This is a genomic window from Hymenobacter terrestris (assembly GCF_013377905.1).
Classification (GTDB): Bacteria; Bacteroidota; Bacteroidia; order Cytophagales; family Hymenobacteraceae; genus Hymenobacter; species Hymenobacter terrestris.
Window position 1 is genome coordinate 1 of the sequence record NZ_JABKAV010000052.1, and the last position, 23,071, is coordinate 23,071.

Annotated in this window: 26 protein-coding genes and 1 tRNA gene; 14 read left to right on the forward strand and 13 right to left on the reverse strand. The window is 60.7% G+C overall.

The window, feature by feature from the left end:
- Positions 1–42 precede the first annotated feature (42 nt).
- Complete coding sequence (gene wrbA / locus HW556_RS14120; protein WP_176900741.1) at positions 43–654, reverse strand: NAD(P)H:quinone oxidoreductase; 612 nt, start codon at positions 652–654, stop codon at positions 43–45.
- A gap of 305 nt (positions 655–959) precedes the next feature.
- On the opposite strand from wrbA, the gene HW556_RS14125 reads away from it, so the two are divergent.
- The 6 genes from HW556_RS14125 to HW556_RS14150 all read left to right on the forward strand — a co-directional run bounded on the left by HW556_RS14125 (position 960) and on the right by HW556_RS14150 (position 6,576).
- Positions 960–1,643 carry an RNA polymerase sigma factor gene (locus HW556_RS14125; protein WP_176900742.1) on the forward strand — a complete coding sequence of 228 codons (684 nt, stop codon included), beginning with the start codon at positions 960–962 and terminating at the stop codon, positions 1,641–1,643.
- The gene (locus tag HW556_RS14130) at positions 1,630–3,228 is read left to right on the forward strand and encodes a hypothetical protein (RefSeq protein ID WP_176900743.1); all 1,599 of its coding nucleotides are present in this window, start codon (positions 1,630–1,632) and stop codon (positions 3,226–3,228) included. The genes HW556_RS14125 and HW556_RS14130 overlap by 14 nt, the downstream gene beginning before the upstream one ends.
- A gap of 180 nt (positions 3,229–3,408) precedes the next feature.
- On the forward strand, positions 3,409–3,777 hold the full coding sequence (locus HW556_RS14135) for a DUF6970 domain-containing protein (protein ID WP_176900744.1): 369 nt from the start codon (positions 3,409–3,411) through the stop codon (positions 3,775–3,777).
- 187 nt (positions 3,778–3,964) lie between these two features.
- Positions 3,965–6,001 (forward strand): excinuclease ABC subunit UvrB, encoded by a 2,037-nt coding sequence (gene uvrB, locus HW556_RS14140; RefSeq protein WP_176900745.1) that lies wholly within the window; start codon positions 3,965–3,967, stop codon positions 5,999–6,001.
- 24 nt (positions 6,002–6,025) lie between these two features.
- Positions 6,026–6,244, forward strand: coding sequence for a DUF433 domain-containing protein (locus tag HW556_RS14145; protein WP_394354135.1), 219 nt, complete (start codon positions 6,026–6,028; stop codon positions 6,242–6,244).
- Positions 6,241–6,576 carry a DUF5615 family PIN-like protein gene (locus HW556_RS14150; RefSeq protein WP_176900747.1) on the forward strand — a complete coding sequence of 112 codons (336 nt, stop codon included), beginning with the start codon at positions 6,241–6,243 and terminating at the stop codon, positions 6,574–6,576. The genes HW556_RS14145 and HW556_RS14150 overlap by 4 nt, the downstream gene beginning before the upstream one ends.
- A 30-nt stretch (positions 6,577–6,606) precedes the next feature.
- Here the strand turns inward: HW556_RS14150 and HW556_RS14155 are convergent, their stop codons facing one another.
- Complete coding sequence (locus HW556_RS14155; RefSeq protein ID WP_176900748.1) at positions 6,607–7,314, reverse strand: HAD family hydrolase; 708 nt, start codon at positions 7,312–7,314, stop codon at positions 6,607–6,609.
- 48 nt (positions 7,315–7,362) lie between these two features.
- Here HW556_RS14155 and HW556_RS14160 point away from each other — a divergent pair, with 48 nt between their 5' ends.
- Positions 7,363–7,995: a CatA-like O-acetyltransferase gene (locus tag HW556_RS14160; protein ID WP_176900749.1), complete on the forward strand. Its 633-nt coding sequence runs from the start codon at positions 7,363–7,365 to the stop codon at positions 7,993–7,995.
- 13 nt (positions 7,996–8,008) lie between these two features.
- On the opposite strand, the gene HW556_RS14165 is transcribed toward HW556_RS14160, so the two are convergent.
- Together HW556_RS14165 and HW556_RS14170 are read right to left on the reverse strand one after the other, a co-directional pair.
- Positions 8,009–8,812: a hypothetical protein gene (locus tag HW556_RS14165; protein ID WP_176900750.1), complete on the reverse strand. Its 804-nt coding sequence runs from the start codon at positions 8,810–8,812 to the stop codon at positions 8,009–8,011.
- Positions 8,813–8,873: 61 nt separating this feature from the next.
- Positions 8,874–8,946 (reverse strand) — tRNA-Gly (locus HW556_RS14170).
- A gap of 183 nt (positions 8,947–9,129) precedes the next feature.
- Here HW556_RS14170 and HW556_RS14175 point away from each other — a divergent pair.
- On the forward strand, positions 9,130–9,372 hold the full coding sequence (locus tag HW556_RS14175; RefSeq protein ID WP_176900751.1) for a hypothetical protein: 243 nt from the start codon (positions 9,130–9,132) through the stop codon (positions 9,370–9,372).
- Between the two features lie 352 nt (positions 9,373–9,724).
- Here the strand turns inward: HW556_RS14175 and HW556_RS14180 are convergent, their stop codons facing one another.
- From HW556_RS14180 to HW556_RS14195, 4 genes are all read right to left on the reverse strand, one after another.
- Positions 9,725–10,543 (reverse strand): inositol monophosphatase family protein, encoded by an 819-nt coding sequence (locus HW556_RS14180; RefSeq protein WP_176900752.1) that lies wholly within the window; start codon positions 10,541–10,543, stop codon positions 9,725–9,727.
- A gap of 158 nt (positions 10,544–10,701) precedes the next feature.
- A complete protein-coding gene (gene lnt / locus HW556_RS14185) occupies positions 10,702–12,381 on the reverse strand; it encodes an apolipoprotein N-acyltransferase (RefSeq protein ID WP_176900753.1) in 1,680 nt (559 codons plus the stop codon).
- Positions 12,371–13,135: a 16S rRNA (cytidine(1402)-2'-O)-methyltransferase gene (rsmI, locus tag HW556_RS14190; RefSeq protein ID WP_176900754.1), complete on the reverse strand. Its 765-nt coding sequence runs from the start codon at positions 13,133–13,135 to the stop codon at positions 12,371–12,373. Before rsmI ends, lnt begins: the two co-directional genes overlap by 11 nt.
- An 84-nt stretch (positions 13,136–13,219) precedes the next feature.
- A complete protein-coding gene (locus HW556_RS14195; RefSeq protein ID WP_176900755.1) occupies positions 13,220–13,477 on the reverse strand; it encodes a 4a-hydroxytetrahydrobiopterin dehydratase in 258 nt (85 codons plus the stop codon).
- A gap of 122 nt (positions 13,478–13,599) precedes the next feature.
- Between HW556_RS14195 and HW556_RS14200 the strand changes: the two genes are divergently transcribed.
- The 3 genes from HW556_RS14200 to HW556_RS14210 all read left to right on the forward strand — a co-directional run bounded on the left by HW556_RS14200 (position 13,600) and on the right by HW556_RS14210 (position 15,279).
- Positions 13,600–14,100, forward strand: coding sequence for a hypothetical protein (locus HW556_RS14200; RefSeq protein ID WP_176900756.1), 501 nt, complete (start codon positions 13,600–13,602; stop codon positions 14,098–14,100).
- 87 nt (positions 14,101–14,187) lie between these two features.
- Positions 14,188–14,415 carry a hypothetical protein gene (locus HW556_RS14205; protein ID WP_176900757.1) on the forward strand — a complete coding sequence of 76 codons (228 nt, stop codon included), beginning with the start codon at positions 14,188–14,190 and terminating at the stop codon, positions 14,413–14,415.
- Between the two features lie 168 nt (positions 14,416–14,583).
- A complete protein-coding gene (locus HW556_RS14210; protein ID WP_176900758.1) occupies positions 14,584–15,279 on the forward strand; it encodes a metallophosphoesterase family protein in 696 nt (231 codons plus the stop codon).
- 89 nt (positions 15,280–15,368) lie between these two features.
- Here HW556_RS14210 and HW556_RS14215 read toward each other — a convergent pair whose 3' ends face one another.
- Entirely contained in the window at positions 15,369–16,169 is an 801-nt protein-coding gene (locus HW556_RS14215; protein WP_176900759.1) for a hypothetical protein, read from the reverse strand.
- An 83-nt stretch (positions 16,170–16,252) separates the two neighbouring features.
- Positions 16,253–16,756 carry a hypothetical protein gene (locus HW556_RS14220; protein ID WP_176900760.1) on the reverse strand — a complete coding sequence of 168 codons (504 nt, stop codon included), beginning with the start codon at positions 16,754–16,756 and terminating at the stop codon, positions 16,253–16,255.
- 218 nt (positions 16,757–16,974) lie between these two features.
- Between HW556_RS14220 and HW556_RS14225 the strand changes: the two genes are divergently transcribed.
- From HW556_RS14225 to rpiB, 3 genes are all read left to right on the forward strand, one after another.
- The gene (locus tag HW556_RS14225; protein ID WP_176900761.1) at positions 16,975–18,267 is read left to right on the forward strand and encodes a serine hydroxymethyltransferase; all 1,293 of its coding nucleotides are present in this window, start codon (positions 16,975–16,977) and stop codon (positions 18,265–18,267) included.
- 151 nt (positions 18,268–18,418) lie between these two features.
- A complete protein-coding gene (gene tatC / locus HW556_RS14230) occupies positions 18,419–19,279 on the forward strand; it encodes a twin-arginine translocase subunit TatC (RefSeq protein WP_317170532.1) in 861 nt (286 codons plus the stop codon).
- Positions 19,280–19,371: 92 nt separating this feature from the next.
- The gene (gene rpiB, locus HW556_RS14235) at positions 19,372–19,800 is read left to right on the forward strand and encodes a ribose 5-phosphate isomerase B (protein WP_176900762.1); all 429 of its coding nucleotides are present in this window, start codon (positions 19,372–19,374) and stop codon (positions 19,798–19,800) included.
- Between the two features lie 94 nt (positions 19,801–19,894).
- Here the strand turns inward: rpiB and HW556_RS14240 are convergent, their stop codons facing one another.
- From HW556_RS14240 to crtD, 3 genes are all read right to left on the reverse strand, one after another.
- Positions 19,895–20,506: a TetR/AcrR family transcriptional regulator gene (locus HW556_RS14240; protein ID WP_176900763.1), complete on the reverse strand. Its 612-nt coding sequence runs from the start codon at positions 20,504–20,506 to the stop codon at positions 19,895–19,897.
- Between the two features lie 50 nt (positions 20,507–20,556).
- On the reverse strand, positions 20,557–21,249 hold the full coding sequence (locus HW556_RS14245; RefSeq protein WP_176900764.1) for a carotenoid biosynthesis protein: 693 nt from the start codon (positions 21,247–21,249) through the stop codon (positions 20,557–20,559).
- Between the two features lie 116 nt (positions 21,250–21,365).
- Complete coding sequence (gene crtD / locus HW556_RS14250; protein WP_176900765.1) at positions 21,366–22,838, reverse strand: 1-hydroxycarotenoid 3,4-desaturase CrtD; 1,473 nt, start codon at positions 22,836–22,838, stop codon at positions 21,366–21,368.
- Between the last annotated feature and the right edge of the window lie 233 nt (positions 22,839–23,071).

Below are 23,071 nucleotides of genomic sequence, written 5' to 3' on the forward strand. Positions count from 1 at the left end.
GGCAAGCCCCGCCCATACAGCGCCCTCCGCGGCCTGGGTTGACTAAGAAGCCAGCTTCTTGGCTATTTCGGAGGAATGCCGGCCCTGGTAGCGGGCACCTTCCAACTCGTTGCCGCTGGGTTGCCGCTCGCCCTGGCCGCCGGCCACGGTGCTGGCACCGTAGGGCGTGCCACCCGTTACTTCGTGGTGGCCCATCTGGCCCTGCCAGGCGTAGGGCAGGCCTACCACCACCATGCCGAGGTGCAGCAATTCGGTATGCAGCGCACGCAGTGTAGTTTCCTGGCCGCCGTGCTGCGTGGCGGTGCTCACAAAGCAGCCGCCTACTTTACCCACCAGCTTGCCAGCAGCCCACAGCGCCCCGGTACCATCGAGGAAAGCCTGAATCTGGCCGCAAACGTTGCCGTAACGAGTAGGCGTGCCGATGATAATAGCATCATATTGAGCCAACTCCTCGGGCTTGGCTACCGGAATGTGGTCGAACGCCTTCTGCGCTTCAGTAGCCCCTGTTTTGTCAAGAACTTCGCGCGACAGCGTTTCGGGCACGCGCTTTATTACTACGTCGTTGCCCTCAACCTCACGGGCACCTTCGGCCATAGCCTCGGCCAGCTTGTACACATGGCCATAAGTCGAATAAAACAGAATCAGTGTTTTCATGGGTGGTATCAGATGAAGGGTGTGAAAGTGAGAAACTGCGCCGGAAGCCGACAGCATGCGGTATAGCCGCCGAATTAAAAGGGGCTACAGCGCATCTACGCCCGGTTGAACTACATGAAGACGAAAGACTTACCTTGTAGGTTCGGAAATAGCCAGGCGGCCATGCAACCTCTGCCGGTCTGTTCGTCCTCTTATGGGCACTTAGCCGGCCGCTAGCCGGAATCTGTTCCCCCTCTATTATCTTACCTGCGTATGCAGCACGCCTTCTACTCCGGAACCGGCCTCCGCACTGGCCGGCAAGCACAATGAGCGCCCTGTCGGCAGCCCTGAGTGGGGTTGGCAGCCTGCGGAGCCTGTTGCCGGGGGCCCACGTGGCCACCGGGTCGGCGGCGGCTACGGCTCCCACGGCCACCCGCACGCTCACGCCGCCCGCCCAGCTCTCCGATGGCGAGCTACTCGATGGCTGTCTGGCCGGCAGCCGGCTTATGCAGAAATACCTGTATGAGCGGTTTGCGGGCCGCATGATGGCCGTATGCCTGCGCTATGCCCAAACCACCTTCGAGGCGGAGGATGTACTGCAGGAAGGCTTTCTGACCGTGTTTAAAAACCTGGCCAGCTTCCGCCGCGAATGCCCGCTGGAATTCTGGATTCGGCGTATTATGGTGAATGCGGCCCTGCGCCAGCACCGCCGCAATGCCCCGCTGGTAGCAGTAAGCGACGGGGGCGAATACCCCCAGGACCTGGCCGGCGAGGAGTTCACGCTTTCCAACTACAACTTCGAAGAGCTGCTCGGCCTGGTCCAGGACCTGGCCCCACGCTACCAGATGGTGTTCAACCTGTTTGCCATTGAAGGCTACGGGCACAAGGAAATCGGGGAGATGCTGGGCATTTCCGAGGGCACCAGCAAGTCGCAGTACTCGCGGGCCCGTGCCATTCTGAAAAACAAAATAGAGCGCCTCGACGCGCAACGTCCTCATGGCTTCCGCTAAACCTCCGTTTGACAACCACCAGCCCGAGCGCCCAAGCGGCGACTTGGAGCACCTTTTCCGGCAGAAGCTGGCCGAGGCGGAGGTGCGCCCACGGGCCAATTTCTGGGACCAGCTCGACCATGAGTTGGTAGCGCAGCAGCACGCCGACATGCTGCGCCAGAACGCCATGTACCGCCAGCGGGCCGCCGTGTACCGCTGGGCCGCCGCCGCCTGCCTGGTGCTGGCGCTGGGCGTGGCCAGCTGGGCCTACCTGGCCCAGTCGGGCCGGGCAGACAGCCCCATGCTGGCCACCGCCACCGGGCCTGCCGAATCATCGTCTTCGTCGTCCTCATCCTCGTCGCTGGGCCTGACACTGCCCGAAGCCCCCCGCGGCCGCTACGACTACCCTGCCGGACCAGCCGCCGACCTGGCCGCCGCCCTCGCCGCCGAAGAGGCCGCGCAGCTGGCCGGAGCCTACGGGCCGGGCCGGGCCCCGCGCACCGGGGGCGCGCTGGCCGCCAGCTACAGCGGCCAGAACGAGCGGGCTGCTACCCTGGCAGCCAACGCCAACGCTTTCCGTGGGGGCTACGCTGTTGTGGCCCTGCCGGGCCTGCGCCAGGGCGTAGCCGCTGCCTGGGGCCAGCCCAGCAACCTTGCCGTATCGTTCGACGACCTGAACCTGCGCGACGAGCTGGGCCTCGGCCGTCCCGGCCAGCGCCAGCTGCTGCTCCCGGCCGAAGTGCCGGCTGTATCGGTGGCAAAAGCCTCGTTTACGCCTGAACCCGAGCCTAAAGCCACTGGTAAGCTCTGGAAACGACTGCGTGTGGGTGGTGGTTATGCCCTGAGCGTGTTCAACCCCAATATCAACTTCTCGCGGGCCGATGGCCGCACTCAGGATGACCCGGTAACCAGCGCCCTGCGCAGCTACTACCAGGAGGATGCCGAGCGGGAGTACCGCCGCAACCTGCGCTCGGGCCCCAGCCAGCGCGTTGCCCTCACGGCTTCCTACCAGCTCAGCCCCCGCTGGACGGTATCAACCGGAGCCGAATGGGCCGAAAGCCGGGCTTCCTCCGCTACGTCGTTTGGTTTTCTGGATGGCAAGCAGGTGGGCAGCGAGGCCCCCGATATTTTCACCCAGCAGACTTACCGCAACGCCGGGGCCGGTTTTACGACCAGCAATGTGGGCCCTCCGGCCCGGTCTACCTCATACCGCTACCGCACGGCGGCTGTACCGGTAAGCCTCAGCTACGGCTCCGGCAAAACGGGCCTTTCGCTCTATGCCAAAGCCGGTGCAGTGGTCAGCCTGCTGCTCAACAGCCGCTCGGAGCTGGAGGGCTCGCCCGATGCCACCCGCAGCTACGACATCCGCTCGTCGGAGTCACCCTACCGGACACTGTTTGCCTCGGGCCGCCTCGGCGGGGGCGTGCGGTACCAACCTGCGCTTTCGACCTGGAACGTAACGGTGGGCCCCAGCGCCGAGGTGTTTATCACGCCGCTCAATGCCAACCCCAGCCAGCGCGCCGTGCAGCAAACCCGCCCCTACAGCGTGGGAGTAGAAGCCACGGTAGAGTTCGGCAGCACCAAGGTGATGTCGGTGGTGCAGTAACTTTTCGAGTGGCAAGGAATTGGATAGGATATAGGCAGATTGAACATTAGGCAGAGTGAAGAATCAAGGGTAGCTTCGTAGGCAAGCCGTTACTGCCTGCCTGCCGCACAGGGTTCTTCGCGTCACTTATGGTTCTGTCGGCCTGCCAGCCGCTACCTGCCACTCAGCACGAAATCCATCATGAATCGTTTCATCCTTTTTCTGACGACAATCGGCCTGGCCCTGGGTGTGGCGGGTTGTTCGGTTACCTCCGACGATGTGTCGCCTACGCGCAACTGCCCCGGTAATTTCTCGCTCACCCTCATCGAGCAGCTTAAGCAGAAACCCAAGCAAACCCCGGCCGCCGAAGTAACCCAGTACACCTACCAGGGCCGCACGGTGTTCCTGGTAACCGGCGGCAGCCCGGCTGCCTACGCTTACCTATTCGATAATTGCGGCAACGTGGTGTGCGCCGCAGCCGGTGGCCCCACTGGCCAGGGCGACGGTGCCTGCTCCGATTTCGCCACCACCGCTACCAGCCCCACGCTCATTTGGCGCGACCCGCGGTAGCGTTGATTTTTTGTTGTTGGCTCTTGGTTTCTCATTCTGAAGCCCGCTTCTGGTTGCCAGGAGCGGGCTTTTGGTTGCATTGAACGGCGCTGCGAACCGCCACGTAAAACGCTGCCTGAACAAAGCCCGAACTGCCCGAACCAACACCCTCCAAAAGCGGTTACCAGAGGCTACCTAACTTGCCTGCATGAACTACCAGCTTACCTCGGAATTCCAGCCCACCGGCGACCAGCCCAAAGCCATCAAACAGCTCGTGGAAGGCGTAAACAACGGCGAGCCGGCCCAGGTACTGCTCGGGGCTACGGGTACGGGCAAAACCTTTACCATGGCCAACGTAATTGCCGAAACCGGCAAGCCGGCCCTGGTACTCTGCCACAACAAAACTCTCGCAGCCCAGCTCTACGGCGAGTTCAAGCAGTTCTTCCCCAACAACGCCGTCGAGTACTACATCAGCTACTACGACTACTACCAGCCCGAGGCCTACATTGCCTCCTCCGACGTGTTTATCGAGAAGGATCTGGCCATCAACCAGGAAATCGAGAAGCTCCGGCTGCACACTACCTCCACCCTGCTCAGCGGCCGGCGCGACGTAATTGTGATTGCCTCGGTATCGTGCATTTACGGCATCGGCAACCCCGAGGAGTTCAGCAAAAACGTGATTTTCATGGCCCCCGGCCTGCGGTATTCGCGCAACAACCTGCTTTACCAGTTCGTGCAGATTCTGTACTCGCGCACCGAGGTGGAGTTCACCCGCGGCACGTTCCGGGTGAAGGGCGACACCGTGGACGTGTACCCGGCCTACGCCGACTACGCTTACCGGCTGTTTTTCTTCGGCGACGAGATTGAGGCCATCCACCGCATCGACCCGACCAGCGGTAAGAAGCTGGCCGATGAGAAATCGGTGACGCTGTACCCGGCCCAGCTATTCGTGACCGGCAAGGACACGCTCAACCAGGCCATCAAGGAGATTCAGGACGACCTGGTGCACCAGCACGCCTACTTCGAGAAGGAAGGCCGCGACTCGGAAGCCAAGCGCATTATGGAGCGCACCGAGTTCGACCTGGAGATGATTCGGGAGTTGGGCTACTGCTCGGGCATTGAGAACTACTCGCGCTACTTCGACGGCCGCCAGCCCGGCACCCGCCCGTTCTGCCTGCTCGACTATTTCCCCGACGACTACCTGCTGGTAGTAGACGAAAGCCACGCCACGATGCCCCAGATCCGGGCCATGTGGGGCGGCGACCGAAGCCGCAAAACCGCGCTGATTGAGTACGGCTTCCGGCTGCCCTCGGCCTTTGACAACCGCCCGCTCACGTTCAACGAGTTCGAGAGCATGTACCGGCAGGCCGTGTTCGTGAGTGCCACGCCCGCCGACTACGAGCTGACCCAGGCCAACGGCATCATCGTGGAGCAGGTCATCCGGCCCACAGGCCTGCTCGACCCCGAAATCGACCTGCGCCCCAGCACCAACCAGATAGATGACCTGCTGGACGAGGTGGACAACCGCGTGAAGATGGGCGACCGGGTGCTGGTAACCACCCTCACCAAGCGCATGGCCGAGGAACTGCAGAAATACATGGAGCGCCTGGGCATCAAGTCCAGTTACGTGCACTCCGACGTGAAAACGCTCGACCGGGTGGAAATCCTGCGCCAGCTGCGGCTGGGCGAAATTGACGTACTGATTGGTGTAAACCTGCTCCGTGAGGGCCTCGACTTACCCGAAGTGAGCCTGGTAGCCATCCTCGACGCCGACAAAGAAGGCTTCCTGCGCGACCAGCGTAGCCTGATTCAGACCATGGGTCGGGCCGCTCGAAACGACCGGGGCAAGGTGATTATGTACGCCGACCGCATGACGGGCTCGATGCAGCGCGCCATTGACGAAACCAACCGCCGCCGCGCCACCCAGTTGGCCTACAACCAGGAACATGGCATCACGCCCCGCACGGTGCGTAAGAGCCACGCCGAAATTATGGGCCAGACCTCGCTCTCGGATTATCGCATCCAGGACAACACGGTGTACGCCGGGGCCGATGCCGACGTGACGCTAGCTATTGCCGCCGAGCCGGTCATCTCCACCATGAACCGGATGGACCTGGAAAAGCTCATCAAGCAAACCGAAAAGAAGATGGAAGCCGCCGCCAAAGACCTCGACTTCCTCACCGCCGCCAAGCTCCGCGACGAGCTGGCCGCCCTCAAGCAGGTGCTCAAAACGAAGCGGGAGTAATTCGTATATTCAATTATGGAATCTATGCATCCGCTTGTTCAATTCAATCCTGCCATTAGGTTCGGTAAACCGTGCATTATAGGCACTCGCATTGCCGTGCAGGATATTTTATCCTGGCTAGCTTCGGGAATGAGCTTTGAGGAAATTGAGGAAGACTTCCCGGAGTTAACACAGGCACACATCCGGGCGGCGCTGGCTTTCGCGGCCAATATCGAACGGCGTACCCGGCAGGTAGCGGCATGAAGTGGCTGCTTGATGCCAACTTATCCTATCGGTTGGTCCGGCAATTGGCGAGTACGCCGGCGGAGATTGTACACGTTAGCCGGTCAGGACTCGCCGCACCAGCATCCGACGAAGAGATATGGGAGTGGGCGAGGGTAAATGGAGCGCTTATCATCACTAATGACGAAGACTTTTATCGGTTGGCGGCTATCTACCAGTTTCCACCCAAAGTAGTTCTCCTGCGCACCGTCAACCAATCCACTGCCTTCATTGCGGAACTACTGACTCGCCACTTGGATGAGATTATAGCGCTGAACACAGCTGGTGAAATAGGGATTTTGGAGCTGTATTGAACCCGGCTGCCATTTAGCCCTGTACTGCCACTACCCCGCCAATTCCTCCAGCCACGCTGGCACTTCGGCCACCGACTGCATCTGTTGGAACGAGGCCCCAGCCTGCTCGGCTTCCGATACACGCTCCATCACCCAAGTGGTGTAGTAGGGCACGTAGGCCGCGTGGCCGCCCAGGCGGGCCACCGGCAACACGTCGGACTTCAACGAGTTGCCCACCATCACGAACTCCTCGGGACGCACGTTGTGGCGGTCGAGGATGCGCTGGTAGGTGCTTTCGTTCTTCTCGCTCACGATTTCCACGTGGTCGAACAGGTCGCCGAGGCCGGAGCGGGCCAGCTTGCTTTCCTGATCGAACAGGTCGCCTTTGGTGAGCAGCATCAGAGGCAGGCCCTGGGCTTTCACGGCGGCCAGCGTGTCGGCCACGTCGGGCAACAGTTCAATAGAAAAGTCGAGCAGGCGCTTGCCCAGGTCGAGGATGTGCTGGATTTCCTGGCCCGTAATCTGCCCGTCGGTGAGCTGAAGCACGGTTTCAATCATCGAGAGCATAAAGGGCTTGGCCCCGTAGCCGAACAGCGGCAGGTTCTGGCGCTGCACGGCAAAAAACTGGTCGGTGAACTGCTGCGGGGTACCGTAGTGCTCCAGCAGCTCGTGCAGGCGGGCCTCGGCGGCATCAAAGTGGGGCTGGTTGGGCCAGAGGGTATCGTCGGCGTCGAAGGCGATGAGGCGAAGAGCGGGCATAGGCAAAGGTAGCGGCAAAGAAAGGAGCGAAGTTACCTTTGCGCCCGTATGAAACACCGTATCGAGCAGGCTGGTTGGAATCGCCAGGAGCATTTTGCCTTCTTTTCGCAGTTTGAAGAGCCTTTTTTTGGCCTCGTGGCCGATGTGGATGCTACCCGGGCCCAGGCCCGCGCCTGGGAGTTGGACGTATCGTTCTTCCAACTGTACCTGCACGCCACGGTGGCGGCCGTGCAAACCGTGGAAAACCTGCGCTACCGCATCAACGCGCAAGGTCAGGTCGATTGCTACGACCAGATCAACGTCTCGGCCACCCTCTCGCGCCCCGATCATACGTTTGCGTTCAGCTTCATCCCTTTCAGCCCCGATCTGCACGCGTTCGGCCACGGGCTGGCGGCCGAAGCCGAGGCCGTGCGCCAGAGCAGCGGCCTGCGCCTGGGCCCCGAAACGGGCCGCCCCGATGTAATTCATTTTTCGGCCCTGCCCTGGGTATCGTTCAGCAGCCTCACCCACGCCCGCAGCTTCAGCCACCCCGACAGCATCCCGAAAATATCGGTGGGCCGTCTGCGCCCCGAGGGTGGCCGGCAGCTGATGCCCGTGTCGGTCAACGTCCACCACGGCCTTGCCGACGGCTACCACGTAGGCCTGTTTCTGGCGGAGTTGCAGCGGCGGCTGGATGGGTAGCATTGGATTTCTATCAGGAAATCCAGGTCTGAATGGCCTGCTTGATCCGCCACCGCCCAGCCACCTGCTCCACCAGCAGCACTTCGCCAAAACCGCATCTCGGACCACATAGCCAGCCAAAACTGAGTATTGCCTGGGTGCGTTGTTCATTGAAGAAGACCTTCGATAAGGTGATGCGCTGCACGTCCTGCCCCGTCCAGTACCGCCAGTTAGGCTCGCTGGTGGCGGCCTGTAAGCGGGCAGTACAGAGCGTAAACTCCTGCGCCGACATGCCTGCCTGAACTTCGTTGATACTGTCGAGCACGGCTTGCTGCTGTTGGGAGGAAAATGCCGTTAGCATGGCCGCTATATCCGGTGAGGCTCGTAGCTCAGAGAAGGAAGCTGGCAGGCCGGCCGGCGTCCTCGCGTTCTTGGGAGGAACTGTAACCAGTTGAAACGTCCGGAAATTTGCCGTATCCTGGAATAGCTTATTCTGAAAACGGATGCTTTGCGTCCGACGCCACGCTGTATCGGCTATCATGGCTGCCTGAGAATTTGCTACCTGATAACGTTTGCTAAAGATCTCCTGCTGCTCTTTTGGCAGATACATATTGTAAAAGCGCCGCTCAATCAGCTCCGTTACGATATCGTTATAAAGCCGTTTGGTGGGGTCTTTATGCGGATTAGGACACTGCCGGAACGTGGTCGGCTGGCAGGCTAACTGACTGGTCGCGCTCAGTACAAGTAGCACAAACAGAACAAGGCGTATCGGCATGATATAGCTTACAGGTATTGGCTGGCTTATGAAAAGTTGCTGCAAGATAAAAGCAGACTGCATCAACCACCGTGTAAACCAAATCAGCCACCCAACCTTGTGGCTAAGTGGCTGACTATAAATGAGCGAGAAACGAGGTTCGAACTCGCGACCCTCAGCTTGGGAAGCTGATGCTCTACCAACTGAGCTACTCTCACTTGTGGGGTTTGGTAGAGGCAAAAATACACCGCTAAAACCGAAATCCAACCGGTTTCGGCCCCGAACTACGGCGCGGCGTTGCCCGAACGCGAAAAATTGCTTCTTTTTGTAATAGGCCGGGCGCGGCCGCCGAACCGGCGCTGTGGTCGACTGGTGACTATCCACTTTTAATTCTGCTTGCTATGGCCTGGCCTCCCACCCCCGCTACCCGCCGCATTATCGCCTGGCTGTTCCTGACGGCCGGCATCCTGCTGGTGCTGGGTGTGAGCATGCAACTCTGGATTATCTACGCCGAATACCAGCGCCTGGGCAGCGAAAACCTGAACTCCACGGCCTTGGTGCTACGCCTGATGATGCTGGTGGCCGCCGTGATGATGCTGCGCTACGGCTGGCGCGAAACCCGCGGCAACGATACGATAGATTAGCGGTTGGCAGTTCAGCAAGTCGCAAGCCCATCATGCCTCACCTGGCATCCGCCTGCCGAAGCACCTAAAGCACGACGTAGGGGCGGGGGCTGTTCCCCCCCCCCCCGCGTGCAGAGGGGGGGGGGGGGGTTGGGAGAGGGGGGCGGGAAAGTTTTAAGGGGGGGGGGGGGGGGGGGGCGGGCCCCCCCCCCGCCCGCGGTCGACCCGGCCCCTGGCAGCGGGGGGGGGGGGGGGGGCGCCCCCGCCCCCGCCTCCCCCGCCGTGGAACTGATTGGTGGGGATGGGGCGACGGGGGGGGGGGAATCACCCCCGCCCCTATAACGTTCTGGGCAGCAGTAGAACAGTTCTTTGCTTAACCGCTAACTCCGCCTCCCTGTTCCCGCCACACTTCCCCAATCAGCGCCCGCATCTCGCCGTGCACCAGTCCGTTGCTGGCCAGTATCTCGCGGCCGGATAGCGGGTCGCCATCCGTTAGGAACTCGGTAACATGGCCGCCGGCCTCACGCACCAGCAAAATACCCGCGGCCACGTCGTAGGAGTTGAGGTTGAACTCGAAGAAACCCTCAAAGCGGCCGGCGGCCACGTAGGCCAAATCGGCGGCGGCCGAGCCCACGCGCCGCACGCCGTGCGAGCCGCGCATGAAGGAGCCGAGCACCTTCAGGTAATCGTCCATGAGGCCAAAATCGGTGTAGGGAAAGCCGGTAGCAATGAGCGAGGAATTGAGGTCGGGCACGTCGGAAACGTGGATGGGCTGCTCGTTGCAGAACGCCCCGGCGCCCTTGGCCGCCCGGAAACACTCGTCGCGTACTACCTCATATACCACGCCGGCCACTAGCTCCTGCCCCCGAGTTAGGCCCACGCTCACGCAGTACACCGGCAGGCCATGCACGAAGTTGGTGGTGCCGTCGAGCGGGTCGATAATCCAGTTGAATTCCTCGGCCCGCTCGGCTCCTTCAGTGCCTTCTTCGGTGATGAAGCCGGCCTCGGGCAACACCTCGCGCAGGCCCGCTACCAGCAGCTTCTCGGTTTCCTTATCCACGTACGAAACTAGGTCGTGAACACCCTTACTCTCGATGTGGCTACGGTTGAACGTGGCCGATTCCTGGCGAATAAACTGCCCCGCATAGCGCGTTACCGCTGCAAGCTGAAAGCTGATCTGGTTGTAATCCATCGTGTTCAGTGCGTATTGCTTTGTTGATAGTGCTTAACCGAACGTCATGCTGAGCTTGCCGAAGCATCTCTACCGCTTCGTTGCAGACGTAATTCAACGAAGCGGTAGAGATGCTTCGGCAAGCTCAGCATGACATACTTATTTACTGATCAGGAAGCCTACCCTGCCCGCTTGCGCCCCACTACCGCGGCCACAACGGTGCCCAGTAGCAGCAGCACGGCCAGAACTTGGCAGCTGATACCAATCAGCTCGCCGTGGCGGACGTAGAACGTGAGTTCGGTGTTGAGGTGCACGGTGCCGCGCAAGGCGGCCTGCACCCACCAGCCCGATTGCTGCGTGATTTCGCCCTTCTGGTTGATGAAGCCCGAAATGCCGGTGTTGGCCGAGCGGGCCACATCGCGGCGGGTTTCGATGGCGCGCAGCGTGGCGTACTGCATGTGCTGCTTGTGCCCCGGCGAGTCACTCCACCAGCCGTCGTTGGTGATGATGCCAATAAGTGTGGCCCCTTCAGTCACGTAATCGGCCACGAAGTCGCCGTACACCGACTCGTAGCAGATAACAGGGGCCACTCGCAACGCCGGCGCGGCGGCCGCTTCAAACACGCTGCGCTCGGGCTGCGAGCCCAGCCCACCCGCCGAGCCCCCCAGATCAATCACGAACATCGAAAGCCAAGGCGGCACACCCTCTACGCCCGGCACGAGGCGGCTTTTGTGGTAGAACGCGGCCGGGTCGGTGGCGCGGCCCAGGTGCAGGGCCGCATTGTAGAGGTCGTAGTAGCCCAAGTCGTCGCGGAAGCGGGCCGTAGCGCTGGCCCGAGCCTTATCGGTGCCGTATTGGCCCACGGTGGTCAGGCCGGTTACCAGATCGAGTCCCGGATGCGTGGTTAGCCACTGCCGCAGCTGCCCGATACGGGGGTAGGTTTCGATATTACTTTCAAAGTAGGTTTCGTCGAGGCTGGTTTCGGGCCAGAGTACGAGCCGGGTCTGGGGCGTCAGGTGCTGCTCGGTCAGGGCCTTCATCCGCGCCAGCTGCTGATCGTAGGGCACAAAGTTGGGCGAGCCGGCAAACTTCTCCAGAAACGGGTCGAGGTTGGGCTGCACCACCACTACCTCGGCCGCCGGACCTTTCTCCTGGTAGTTGCTACCGATATACTTCGACAGCAAAATGGGCAACAGAGCTGCCAGAAAGGGCAATAGAATCAGGCGTTGGCGCTGTACCCGGCCTAGGGTCGGTCCGGCAGCAGGCCAGCGGCTCAGGGAATAAAATACCAGCAAATTCACCGCCCAAATCCAGAGGGAGCCACCAAGGAAGCCGGTGTATTCATACCACTGTACCAGGTAGTTGGCCGAAGCGAAGCCGTTGCCGAGTGTGAGCCAGGGCCAGGTGAGAAACCAATGCAGGTGCAGCTGCTCGAAGGCAATCCAGTAAACGGGCAGCGAGAGGTAGCCCAGCCGGGGGCCGAAACGCTTTTTGGTGTGGTAAAAGGCCACCAGCGCCACGCTCATCATCAGGGCGTTGCAGATGACGGCCGCAATGCCGCCGCCCAGCGTGCTGAAGCTCACCCAATAGGTGGTGAACAGGTTCCAGAGAACCAACGTGAGGTAGCCATAGCGCCACACTTTCCAGCCGCTGGCTCCCTGGGCACTCAGGCGCTGCTCCAGCAGCAGGTAGGGCACCCAGGCTACCAGCAGCAGCAAAGCCAACGGAGCCGGATTCACCGGCCAGCCAGCCCACAGCAGTCCGGCACTTAACAGCGCCAGCAGGCTCGGCAGCCAGTAGGCCAGGCCTTTGGCGGGGGCGACTGTGGTGGGCGCGGGCAGCGTGGGGTTATTCGGCATCGTCGTCGTCAGTCTGGTCGTCGTTGTCGTACTTTTTGTAGCGGGTGGCTTTGGCGGGGCGCTCGTAGGGTCGGCCCTGCACCACCAGCACAATTTCGCCCTTGATGGACGGGCGGGCGGCGAAGTTCTTGGCCAACTCGGCCAGCGGAGCCGTTACGGTTTCCTCGAACAGCTTGGTCAGCTCGCGGCTTACCGAGGCGAGGCGCTCGGGCCCCAGCACTTCGGCCAGCTGCTCCAGCGTCTTCACAATCCGGTGTGGCGACTCATAGAAAATCATGGTGCGGGTCTCTGGCACCAACTCCTGCAAACGCGTCTGGCGGCCCTTTTTCACTGGCAGAAACCCTTCAAACGTAAACCGCTCGGCCCCGAAGCCCGACTTGAGCAGGGCCGGCACGAGAGCCGTAGCCCCCGGCAAACACTCGACCTTAAAGCCGCGGGCCAGGCACTCGCGCACCAGCAGAAAGCCGGGGTCGGAGATGCCCGGCGTGCCGGCGTCGGACACCAGGGCCATGACTTCGCCCTTGGCCAGCCGCTCCAGCAGCCGCGGCACCTGTTGGTGCTCGTTGTGCAGGTGGTAGCTGAGCAAAGGCTTTTTCAGTTCCAGATGCTGCAGTAGCCGCCCGCTGGTGCGGGTATCCTCGGCCAGCACCAAATCCACCTCGCCCAGTATCCTAATGGCCCGCAGGGTAATATCCTCCAGGTTGCCAATGGGCGTGGGCACTAGGTAGAGCAGCGTAGGCGTAGTTTCCGACATAGCTGCAAAGGTATCGGTTAGTTAGAGCTTAGTTGATAATGCGCAGTGATGGAACGTCATTCAGAGCGCACTATTATCTAGGCACTAAATGACTTCCTCTCCGCCGTACTCGGCGGCCAGCGTATCGACGGCGGCAGCCAGCTTCCGGTCTTTGTCGGTGATGGTGTTGCCCGCGTCGTGGGTACGCAGGCGGAAGCTGACGGTGTTGTACTCGTTGCTCCACCAGGGGTGGTGGTTCTGGAACTCGGCTTCCTCGGCCACATCGCTCATGAAGCTGAAGGCCACTTTGAAGTCCTTAAAACGGAAGGTGTTGCAGAAGGCGTTGTCTTGTTCGGTCCACATAGCGGGTTGGGTGTTTGGAAGGAAGAAGAAAGGTACGGGGCGAGCCCAAAGCTAAACCCAAACCCGCAAACCACAGTACACTTTACCAAACGCCCGCCTATCCACCTCAACGCAAAACAACTATGCCTACCGACTCCAACAACCGCCCCGTGCGCGTCATCAACGACGATACCTCCGACCAGGAAATGAAGGCCGGCCACATCGTGCCCGGCGCCGACCCGCCCAAGAACGAGGATGCCCGCGGCGGCTTCGGCAACCGCGACGGCAAGCAGGGCTTCGGCACCGATAGCTCCGACGGCATTACGGCCGTGTCGATGAACCAGAACGAGGACAAGACCGCCCCGCCGCACGACAACATGCGCACCACCGAGGAGGGCCGCCCCGACCGCCCCAACCAGGACATGCCCGCCGAGCGTCACCTCACCCAGCAGCCCCGCCGCCCCGTAGATGAACTCGACGGTGACGATGCCCGCAAAGGTCCCGATGAGATGGAAGACCCCGATTCGCGCGTGGGCATGGGCCAGATGGAAGCCAACCCGCCCTCCAACGCCAAGCTCGCCAACGAAGGCACCAACGCCGACCTCACCGACCCCGACGCCAAAGACACGGCCATCGACCAATAGTTTTTTCAGCTATTAGCTGCTAGTTGAATGTGAAAAACCGTTGGCTTTCAGTTGATGGTTAACAACTCACCTTTAAACCTCTCTATCATGTCTGATAAAAGCAACCAACAGTCGCCGGAAAATAGTGGCAACCCCGCCGGCCAGGGCCAGCGGAAAGCTGACCCCAACAGCAAGCCCCTCGCCACCGGCGACGGCCAGAAGGACCTTGCAGACGAGTACACCGAAGATGGGCTGGACGAAATTCCGCCCCACCTCGTCAACAACCCCAACCGCAACTACGACAAGCCCGATATTGACAAGCCGGCTTATAGCTAAGCGGTTGCCCACTACTTGAAACCAAAACGAGCATTCAGGCAACTGGGTGCTCGTTTGGGTTTCAAAAGGTTGCTGTGTTTTCGAGCACAAACCAATTCGCATCATCCAGCAAGCGTATCGGCCGTTCAACCTACCAGCTATACAAACTCCCAGCTAAAAGCGAAAAATATGGCCCGCTACGCCCTCACCGATATCCACGGCTGCCTGCTGACGTTGCGCGCGTTGCTGGCGCGGCTGCCGTTGCGCCCCGCCGATGAGCTGTACTTTCTGGGCGACTACGTGAACAAGGGGCCCGACAGCCGCGGCGTGCTCGACTACCTGATGGCGCTGCCCGGCCAGGGCTACCGGGTGGTGTGCCTGCGCGGCAACCACGACCAGGCGCTGCTAGATGCCGCCGAGGGCCGCACCGACCAAGATTGGCTCAGCACCACTGAACGCGCCCTGACGTTGCGCAGCTTCGGTATTACCAGCCCGCAGGATTTGCCCCTACCCTACCTGCGCTGGCTCCGCGACCTGCCGTTCCAATTTGACATTGCCGGCTGGACGCTGGTGCATGCGGGCTACGACTTCAGCCAGCCCACTGCTGCCATGCGACGCGACTGGCGCACTATGCTCAATACCAAAGCCTTTGTGCTTGATGCCGCCCGCCTGCAGGGCCGCCGGTTGGTACACGGCCATGTACCCACGCCGCAAGCCGAACTGCAGCGCCACTTGGGCCACACTCCGGGAGCCGTTTGCCTCGATACCGGCTGCGTGTACCGCCACAACCCCGAATTGCGCCACTTGGCCGCCTTCAACCTCGACACCCACGAACTGACGTTGCAACCCAACATTGAGCCCGATTACCCGATTATGAAACGGTAAGTTTGAGTGCGAGAATGCTAAAACCTCTGTTATTCTGCGAGCCATGCAGGATAACAGAGGTTTTTTAGCTTTTGTATGCTCAGCGCAGCCTACTCCTTCATCGCAGCGGAGCGCAGCACGCGACGGGCTGCCTCTTTGTAGGGGTTGCGGGGGTCGTTGGAAACGGCGCGCAGCGTGTTGCGGGCGGCCGTAGTTTGCTGGTTGCGCCAGTAAGCCATGCCCAGATGGTAGCGAGCCCGGCCGGCCAGTGGCGAGCTGGCCTGCGTAGCTACCCGCCTCAGAAATGGCTGGGCCGCCTGAATCTGCTCGGGTTCGTCCTGGCTCAGGAGAAAGATGCCGTTATAATAGGTAAGCGTATCCTGGCCGATGGCATTAGTGGGAATGCGTTGCAGTGCCTGCAGCGCCTGTGGATACTGCTCTTCGCGGTACAGGCGCATGGCTTCGGCCAACAGGGGCCGCCTGCCTTCCCGTACCACCGAATCGGACAGGGCAGTTTCGGGCTGATAATAGCGGCTCCAGCTGTTGGCAGCCGAAGGTGCCGCCGGCCGCCACATCAGCCATAAACCTAACAGCGCCAGCAGCACGCCGCCCGCAACTATGCCCCAACGCTGCTGCTGCTGGCGCTGGCGCCGCCGCACCCGCGAAAGGGCCAGTTGGCGCTGGTCGAGGCGCTGGTCGAGGGCCAGCAGGCGCTGGTAGAGGGTTTCGTGGCCCGCCACCCAGCGCAGATCGGCCGTGAGTTGCTCGTACTGCTGATATGCCTGGTAGAGGGCGGGGTCGGTTTCGAGCCGGGTTTCGAAGGATTCCTGCTCGGCGGCGCTCAGCTGGCCATCGGCAAAACGTTCCAGCTCTTCCAGGTAAGGGCGCAGGTCGGGGGCAGGAAGGGACATAGGAACAGAAAGTAGCAGCAGGCAGGTAAAACGGGAGCAGGGCAGGCAGGAGCTAAGCTACGCAGAAGCCCGGTGCAACAATGCTAGGCAGCGGCACGCAGGCGCAACTCGTACAGCTTGCGCAGGCAGGCCGCCTTCTGCATGCGGGCCACGTTGGCGTTGGCAAAGCCCATCTTGCCCGCCATTTTCTCGAAGTGGTAGCCCCGGAAATAAAAATACATCAGCATTTTCTGGCAGTCGAGGCCCAGGGTGCGGAACAGGGCCAGCAGGTGCTGGCGGCGCCCGCTTTCGTGGGCCGGCAGCCGGGCGGTGGTGCGGGCGGCGCGCACCTGCTCGTCGGCCAGGCCATACACGTAAGTACGTACGTTGTCGGGCAGCATCGTGAGGCGGCCATCGGCCACCTGGTCGTAGAACTCGACCAGCACGGTGCGCAGCAGCTCGTGGGCGGCGGGCGGCTCCAGTTGGTGCTGCCGCCGTGCCCAGCGCGCAAACAGCATCCGGTTCTGCTCGTAGAACTGCACCAGAAACGACTGATTGCCCACGCGAAGACTCGTCAGGACTTCGGCAAGTTGCTGAGGTGTATCCATAGAAAGGGCAAGATAAGGTTAATGAGGAGATGGAGAGCTGATAGGCCGTCATTCCGACACTCATGTGCATCAGGTGCAGAAACAAACCTTGACCAACGCCTTCTGGTAGTAGGAAACCCCGACTTCCACCGCATCCTCCCTTTTTGCCCGAATGACAGTTTATCTATTCGCTCCTCAACCGGGTTACTCATTCACTGCTTCGCCTTACCTTTGAAGATATGGAAACTCAAGCCCGCATTCTCGCCCCCGATACCGCTGTTTTCGACCTCATCAAGCAGGAGAAAGCCCGGCAAACCCACGGAATTGAACTCATTGCCTCCGAGAACTACGTTTCGGAGCAGGTGATGCGGGCCCAGGGCTCCATCCTGACCAACAAGTACGCCGAGGGCCTGCCCGGCAAGCGCTACTACGGCGGCTGCGAAATAGTCGACCAGATTGAGCAGCTGGCCATTGACCGGGCCAAGGAGCTGTTTGGGGCCGAGTGGGTGAACGTGCAGCCGCACTCGGGTGCGCAGGCCAACGCCGCCGTAATGCTGGCCATCCTCAACCCCGGCGACAAAATTCTGGGCTTCGACCTCAGCCACGGCGGCCACCTCACGCACGGCTCGCCGGTCAACTTCTCGGGCAAGCTGTACCAGCCTTCGTTTTATGGGGTAGAGAAGGAAACCGGCCTCATCGACTTCCAGAAAGTAAAGGAAACCGCCCGCCGCGAAAAGCCCAAGCTCATCATCTGCGGGGCCTCGGCCTACTCGCGCGACTGGGACTACCAGGCCCTGCGCGAAGCTGCCGACGAAGTAGGCGCGCTGCTGCTGGCCGATATTTCGCACCCCTCGGGCCTCATAGCCAAGGGTTTGTTGAACAATCCGTTCCAGCACTGCCACATCGTAACCACCACCACGCACAAAACCCTGCGTGGCCCCCGCGGCGGCCTGATTATGATGGGCCGGGACTTTGAAAACCCCTTCGGCCTGAAGACGCCGAAGGGCGAAACCCGCATGATGTCGGCGCTGCTCGACTCGGGCGTATTCCCCGGCACCCAGGGTGGCCCGCTGGAGCACGTTATCGGGGCCAAGGCCGTGGCATTTGGCGAGGCCCTCACCGACACCTATGCCGACTACACCCGCCAAGTAATCAGCAATGCCCAGGCACTGGCCAGCGCGTTCATGGAGCGCGGCTACGAGCTGATTTCGGGCGGCACCGACAACCACCTGATGCTGATTGACCTGCGCAGCAAGGGCCTGACCGGCAAGCTGGCCGAAAACACGCTCGTGAAGGCCGACATCACCATCAACAAAAACATGGTGCCCTTCGACGATAAGTCGCCCTTCGTGACATCGGGTATGCGCATCGGCTCGGCGGCCGTTACCACCCGCGGCCTCACCGAGCCCGACATGGTGCGCATCGTAGAATTTATCGACGAGGCCCTGACCCACAACGCCGACGATGCCCGCCTGGCCAAAGTGCGCGGCGAAATCAACGAATGGATGGAACAGTACCCGCTGTTTGCCTAAAGATTACAGGCCAATAAGTCTGAAAGTACGTAAGTCGCGTATCTAGGGCTTGCCGAAACGGGAGGCCGGGCAGTGGCGGGAAAGCAACTTCCCGGCCCTGCCGGCTTCCTTTCTGGCCCCAACTTCCTAATCTATACTTCAACTTCAATAAGTGTCTGCAACTCAACCCGTGCTGGGCAGCCAGCAGGAAATGTCGTTCATCGACCATCTGGAGGCGCTGCGCTGGCACGTTATCCGGGCGGCCATTGCCGTGGTGGTGTTTGCCCTCGGGGCCTTCTTTTCCAAGGATTTCCTCTTCCACGAACTGATGCTGGGCCCCTCGCGGTCCGATTTCTGGACGTACCGCATGTCGTGCAAGCTGGCCGCCTTTCTGAGCGCGCCGGGCTTGTGCATCGATAAAATCGGGTTCGTTATCCAGAACCGCGAGATGAGTGGGCAGCTCACCATGCACATCAGCACGAGCTTTATTGTGGGCCTGGTGCTGGGCTTTCCGTACCTGTTTTGGGAGCTGTGGCGCTTTATCGAGCCGGGGCTGTACCCACATGAGCGGCAGAATTCGCGTGGGGCGGTGCTTTTTGTGTCATTGCTCTTTATGGCGGGCCTCTTGTTCGGCTACTACATTGCCGCCCCCATGAGCATCCAGTTTCTGGCCGGCTATGTGGTCGACGCCAGCATCGAGAACCAGATTGACATGCAGAGCTACCTGAGCACGCTCACGACCATGAGCCTGTCGTGTGCCTTTGTGTTCGAGCTGCCGATGATTGTGTTCTTCCTGGCCAAAGCTGGCCTGATTACGCCCGAAATTATGCGCGTGTACCGCAAGCACGCTATCGTGGTGGTACTGGTTATTGCCGCCATCATCACGCCGCCCGAAGTCACCTCGCAAATCATCGTTACCATCCCCATCATTCTGCTCTACGAGTTGAGCATCAATATTGCCCGCGTAGTAACGCGTAACCGCACCGCCTCCCTCAACGCCCAGCTGGCCGAGAACCAGGGGGTAGCGGAGTAACCAGCCGCAAGCTTTCAGCTACCAGCCTCAAGCCCGTTCAAAAAGCTTGCAGCTTGTAGCTGAAAGCTTGCAACTCAATAAAACATTACCCCATGAAACTAGCCATCGGCTCCGACCACGCGGGCTTCGACTACAAGCAGATGCTGCTGCAGTGGCTGCGCGACAACGGCTACGAGGTGCAGGATTTCGGCACCCATTCGGCCGACTCGGTGGATTACCCCGATTATGTGCATCCGCTGGCTACGGCCGTAGAAAACGGGGAGTTTGAGTTGGGCCTGCTACTGTGCGGCTCGGCCAACGGCGTCTGCATCACGGCCAACAAGCACCAGGGCATCCGGGCGGCTATTGCCTGGGAGCCTGAGTTGGCCGCGCTGGCCCGGCAGCACAACAACGCCAACGTCGTCTGCATTCCGGCCCGCTTCGTGAGCGAAGAAGCCGCTCGCGCCATTGCCAGCCAATTCCTTAACACCGCCTTCGAAGGCGGCCGTCATCAGAACAGAGTGGACAAAATTGCGTGTTAGCAATAAAGCAAATGCTGATGGGGTGATGAAGTGAGAGGTTGTTTAAACTCTTCACTTCATCACCCCATCAGCATTTACCTAGTTATAGCCGCCGCTATAGCCGCTCGAAATGGATGGCGGTAGCCTGCAGACCGGCGGTAGTGCAGAGGCCGCGAACGTAAGGCCCACAGATGTTGCGGTATACTACCGACACATCCACTTCGTCCGGCGGGAAGAGCTCCTCATTTAGCACCAAGCTGAACTGTGCCAGCATAATGTGAGCAATGAGCCGGGCGTCGAGGTTGGCGTGCAGCTGGCCCTGGTCGATTCCGCCCTGCAGCAGGCGCACGAGCAGCGGCCCGGTATAGTCGCGCAGGTGCTCGGAAATGAGTTGCCACGACAGCGGATACTGCGTCCGCATGATGTGGTAATCGTAGTGCGGGGCCTGGCGCAGCTCGTTGAGGCTGTAGCGCAACAGGCCAACCAGACACTCGGCGGGCGTATCGAGGTTGGCAAGCAGCTCGGTGTGCTCTTGGCGCTGACGCTCCAAGTTGTGCCTGGTTACGGCACACAGCAGCATTTCCTTCGAGCCAAAGGCCTCCCGAAACTCGGCGGGGGTGCAGTCGAGCGCGGCGGCCAGCTGCTCCTCGTGGGGTAAACGTACTCCTACCTCCAGGAATAGCGCAGCAGCGCGGTCTATCAGTTTTTGACGTATAAGTTGCTCCATGCAAAGCAGTTAGTATCGACAGAACATGCACCAGCGTATGCCGCACCTACTCAGAGCAGCATACTCAAGCCAAAGAAAAACAGCAGTTGTATGAGGTAAACGAACGGTGCCAGCGCATTACGTTTGGTGAACTCGACCCGGTTGAAATAGACCTGAAAAATCAGGCTCACCACAAACCAGCCCTTAAAATTCAGCAGCGGAATAACGTCGTACTGCCAGTTCCAGAAATCATAACGAACGGCCACCGGCTCGATACAAATATCAAGCCCAACCATCAGTAGCGCCGCCGCAATAGCCCGCACAAAGCCCGGCACCGGCAGGTAAGTAGCCAGCACACCAGCCGAGTAGGTTACAATCACCCAGTTCACGCCAATAATCAGCGGCACATCCAGCCATTTGATGCCGAGCGAGGCACCATATTCGTATTGCCCGAACAGCAGGCCCGTACGCACGCCTACCACTTCCACAAAAAAGCCCATGAGCGCGATAACGGCGCAGAAGCTCCAGAATGCGGCCGTACGCCGGGGCTGAAAAGATAGTAGCAGCCCCAGGGTAAGCAACAGCGTGAGGGGCATAAAGCGCAGGAAGAACTCCTCGCTTCCGGAAAAGGCCAACCCCAAAAAACCCGTGACGTGAAACAGCAGCAGTACGCCCTGGGCCCAGCGCAGCCGCCGTTGCTGCCGCTCGGCACGGTCGGCAGCTATCGGCACTGCCACAGCATGTTGTTGGGTAGATTCGGGCATTTTTGGTAAGGTAAAAATCAAAAAATAACAGCGAAAAACCTGAAAAAAGGCCACAGACCTGCCTCAGACAGCACAGAACACTTAAACGGCCATTTTTAATTTTCCTCTCTCAATTTTCAATCAATCAAATCTGAAACGATACTAGCCGAGAGCAGGCAAAGCGGAATGCCGCCGCCGGGATGCACCGAGCCGCCGCAAAAGTACAGCCCTTTCAGCCGCCGCGAAAAATTGGGGTGGCGCAGAAACGCGGCCAGCGTGTTGTTGCTGGAGCTACCATACAGCGCCCCCCCAAACGACGATGTGCGGGCCGCAATACCCGGCGGATCCCAGACGTGCTCGGCCCGGATAAGCGGCCCGATATCGGTGCCCAGTGCCTGGCCCACCCGGCGTAGCACCGCCGCGCGGGTCTGGGCCACCAGCGCGGGCCAGTCCTGGCCCTGGTCGTGGGGCACGTTCACCATCACAAACCAGTTTTCGTGGCCCTCAGGCGCATCAGTTGGCGTGTGCCCGCTCGTGATGTTGACGTACACTGTGGGGTCGGGGCTGATGGTTTGCTGCTGGAAAATGGCCTCAAACTCGCGCTTGTAGTCTTCGGAGAAGAAGATGTTATGCACGCCCAGCTCGGGAAAGCGCCGGGCCACACCCCAGTAAAAAATAAGCGCCGATGATGACCGGGGCTGGCTGAGCGTGCGCTCAGGCGCCGGCTGCGTGGGCAGCAGGTGGCGGTAAGTGGGCACCACATCCATGTTGCTCACCACCTGCCCGAACTGATAGGTGTTCTGGTCGGTGCGCAGGCCGGTTACGCGGCCATTTTTGGTGGTTATTTCGCGCACCGGCTCGTTGTAGCGGAACTCCACGCCCAGTTCCTCAGCCAGCCGCACCAGGCTTTGGGCAATGGCATAAATGCCGCCCTCGGGGTAGAACGCACCAATGCCGTGCTCCAGATGCGGAATCATGCTGAGCGTGGCGGGGGCCTGGTAGGGGTCGGAGCCGTTGTAAGTAGCAAACCGGTCGAAGAGCTGCACCAAACGCGGGTCGTCGGGGAAGGCCGCTTCGTGGCGCTGGTGCATGGTGCTGGTAAGGCCCAGCTGGGGCAGTGCCGCCAGGGCCTTCAGCACGTCGGGACTGAGGTAAGTGCCGGCTTTGTGCAGGCTTTTTTGCAGAAACGTGCCCGCCGTAGCGTCGTAGGCCCGGCCGCTGCGGGCCAGGAAGGCGCGCACATCGGCAGCCGGCACGCCCAGCTTTTCCTCCACTTCGCGGGCAAATTTCTCCGCATCAGCCCAGGCCGTAACCCGGGTTCCGTCGGCAAAGAAGTACTCGGTAATCGGGTCGAGGCGCTGGTAGCGGAAATAGTCGGCCGGGTTACGGCCGGCAAGCTCAAACAGCTCATCCACTAAATGCGGCAGCGTAAAAAGCGACGGGCCACCGTCGAAACGGTAGCCGCCGGGCAGCTCCAACTGGTGCATTTTGCCCCCGAAGCTTTCCTGGGCCTCGAACACCACCACCCGCTGGCCCCGCACCGCCAGGCGTACGGCCGTAGCGATTCCGCCGATGCCGGCCCCGATAATGGCAGTGGAAGTCTGGGTCATGTAGTTTGAGTTGTTGAACAAGCAGGGGCGGGGCTTAGCTTCGCTGTCCTTCGGTTGTCCCCGCCCGCCGTTAAACGATTTGGTTGTGAGTCGTTAAACAAAGCCAAACAGAACCGTTTAATGGCGGTGGTGGGGTAGGGGTCCGCCCCCTCCCTCCACGGCTACGGTCTTCACCCCCCTTAACATCCAACTACTCCTCACTAAACTTCAACTATCCTCCCCCCCCCCCTCCC